The 3245-nt window shown below is 69.0% G+C and carries 2 protein-coding genes; one reads left to right on the top strand and one right to left on the bottom strand.

Translation table 11 applies throughout. From position 1 onward, the window contains the following. Positions 1-6: 6 nt before the first annotated feature. Positions 7-735, bottom strand: coding sequence for a nuclease-related domain-containing protein (locus tag EBL85_RS16570; RefSeq protein ID WP_190288119.1), 729 nt, complete (start codon positions 733-735; stop codon positions 7-9). 172 nt (positions 736-907) lie between these two features. On the opposite strand from EBL85_RS16570, the gene EBL85_RS16575 reads away from it, so the two are divergent. Further along, positions 908-3245: CHAT domain-containing protein (locus tag EBL85_RS16575; protein ID WP_148040579.1), on the top strand; the 2338-nt coding region annotated here is incomplete at its 3' end.

Consider the following 3245-nt stretch of genomic DNA (forward strand, 5'->3'; position numbering starts at 1 on the left):
CCCGGCTCACAGCCCGACCGACCCCCACACCCGCCACCACAACAACCCCGCCAACGCGCCCGCCGCCCCGAGCAACGCCTTGCCCAGCCGGGTGCGGTCGTCGCGCCCGTGGCGGCGCTCCACCTGACGCCGGTGCCGCCAGCGCGCGAGCCAGCCGCGTCGGACCTGCCCCCGCAACCGTGTCCAGGCCGCCTGCTTCGCACGCCCCACCCGACCACCACGCAAGGTGCCCAGATCGCGCGCCAGGGTCGCGCAGCGCGACACCCCGGCCGGAACCGCGTCGACAAACCGCGCCCCATCGGTGAACACCACTCGCGCATGGACCGGCTGGCCCAGCCCCAGCGCCTCCACCGCGCGGACATGACGACGGTTCTGGTGCAGCGGATTGACGAAGGGATAGCGCCGCCGACCGATCAGCTGCACCCAGTGCGTCGCCTCGGCCGCGCCCTGGATGGCGCCGCGATAGTGCTTGGTCTCGACCACCAGCAACCCGCGCGGGGTCAGCGCCAGATGATCGATCTGGGTCAACCCGCCGCGCCCGTCGGGCAACACCACCCCGTGCAGCACCTCGGGGAACAGCGCCTCGAGCCGCCGCCCGACGATGCGCTCGCCCTGCCAGCCCCGCCAGCGCGGCAACAGCAATCGCGTGCCGAGCAACACCAGCAACGGCGGCAGACACCACAACAACGGCAGAACCAGCGCCTGGAACACCAGCGCCGAGGGATCGGAGGACAAGGAAGACACGGCAGACGGGGAGCGGACGACAACGGCACACGAACGGGATCGAACCCCATGATAGCGCAAGCGGGTGGAAGGCGGTCGACGGGCTACGCCAACCCGCGCGGTTGCGTTATGCTCGGGCGACTGGACACCCGCAGTGCCGTCCCCGGCAAGGAGCAGGCCCGCCATGCAGGCATCCATCCAGATCATCGGTCGCGAGCTCTTCTGCCGCGCACCCGGCAGCAGCCCCGAAGAACTCCGTCGCGACGGCGGCGAGGCCGAGACCCGACTCAACGACTGGGCCGCGCGCTATGCCCGCGCGGTCGAGCAGGGTGACGACACCTCCCTGCTCACGATCGGTCGAGAACTCTTCGCCTGGCTCGATGCCAACGGCTGGGCCTCGGCCTGGGCACGCGGTCAAGGACCACGGGCGCTGGAGATCCAGGTCGAGGATGCCGACACGGCACTCGGCAAGGCCCTGCTCGCCGCCCCCTGGGAGCTGCTGGCCGGCCCGGACGGCAGCCACCTCGCCGGTGACCAGAATCAACGCTACGACCTCGCCCGGCGGCTCGGGCGCGCCGCCACGGCACCGCCCGCGCCACGCCATTCCAACCTTCGAATGATGTTCATGGCCGCCGACCCCGAAGGCGCGCAGTCGCTCGACTACGAGGGCGAGGAGGCCGCCATCCTCAAGGCGACCGACAAACTGCAGGTCCACCTGCTGGTGGAAGAGACCGGCACCGCCCAGGAGCTCGGCCAACGCATGCAGCGCGAGGGCGACTACGAGGTCCTCCATCTCTCCTGTCACGGCACCATCGATCAACAACAACGGCCACTCCTCGCGCTCGAGGACGAGGTGGGAGAACTCGCCCTCCCCCCCGCCGGCACACTGATCCAGGCGCTGGGGGGCGCCGAGCGCATCCCGCTGATCTTTCTCTCGGCCTGTCTCAGCGCCCGTCGGCCAACCGAGCACGATCCGCTGACCCAGGCATTCATCCGTGCCGGCGTCGCCAACGTCCTCGGCTGGGACGGCTCGGTCAACGACCAGGACGCTATCCGCTTCGCCCGCGCCTTCTACACCCAGCTCGCCAACTACGGCTCCGTCGTCCAGGCGGCGGCCCACGCCCGGGCCGAGCTAATCGCAGCGCAAGACTCGGACGCCCACAACGGGCGACACTGGCACTTGGCACGGGTCTATCTGGGGGCAACCGGCGGCACCGCGCTGATCGACAAGACCGGCTCGGCGCATCCCCGCATCCAAGCCGACGACAGGGCCTTCCTCGACCCAGAGCGTGAACAGATCCCGGTCGCGGGTCGCGGTCTCTTCGTTGGTCGCCGCCGCCAGCTTCAAAAAGGTCTGCGACACCTGCGCGAGGAAGCATCGGCGGGTCTGCTGATTCACGGCATGGGCTGTCTCGGCAAATCGAGTCTGGCCGCGCGCATCGCCAACCGCATGACCGAGCTGACCACCTGCGTGATCTTCAAGCATTACGATGCACTGACCGTCTTCGACCGACTGATCGAAAAGACACCTCCCGTCGATCGTCAGGCATTGCGCACACAGTGGCGCTCTGCCGTCACCGAGCAACCCGAGATCCTCGGCGATGCCCTGGAAGCTCTCCTCGAAGGCCCGCTCGATACCCAGCCGGTGCTGCTGATCATCGACGACCTCGAACGTATCCTCGACGCTCCCTCGCCCGAACAACCACTCACCCCGGTCAGCGCCGATCATCGCGTCATGCTCGGCGCCGTCCTCGGTGCCTTCGCGCGCGCCCGCACCGCATCACGACTCCTGCTGACCAGCCGTTACCGCTTCACCCTGCCCGACGACCGAGGGAGTAATAATCTCGCAGAAGGGTTGGAACGCATCGCACTCCAGCCGTTCGACAGCGCCCAGACCCACAAACAGCGAGCGGCGCTCGCCCGCCATAGCACGCTCGACCACAAGAGATTGGAGCAGACACAACCCCACCAACAGCGCGCCGAGACCCTCGCCCAGGGGAATCCCGGTCTACTCGCGGACCTGCTACGCCCGCTTCTCGCCGGCGAAACCGCCGTCGCAGAGGCCGCACTCAACGCCATCGCGCACTATCACCGCACCGGCGAGCGACCGGAGGACGAGGACGAAAACGCACTCCTCGCCTTCTTCCGCCGCATGGCCTTCGAGACATATCGCAAGGCCCTGAGTGAAGAGCAGGCGCACATGCTCAGCGCAGCCACCCTGTTCGACGCCGACCTGCGCCTGCCGATCCCGCTGTCGGCATTCATCGCGGTGGGCAAGGCCGCAGACATCAGCGAGCCCGAGCAGGCCTTCACCCGACTGTGCAACCTCGGGCTGATCAGCGACTGGAGCCACATCGACGGGGCCACGCAGGGTGCCGTCGATCCCCTCGCCCGCCCCCTGGTCCAGGCACCCAGCGACGAGAGCCGCCCCCATCTCGCCGCCGCCGCGCTCGATGCCCTGTTCCCGTGCTGGAGCGATCGCCGGGGCAGGGTCTCACCCGGCCCTCGGGCGCTCGAACTCG

Origin of the sequence: Marichromatium sp. AB32 (assembly GCF_003718675.1) — a bacterium.
Taxonomy (GTDB): Bacteria; Pseudomonadota; Gammaproteobacteria; order Chromatiales; family Chromatiaceae; genus Marichromatium; species Marichromatium gracile.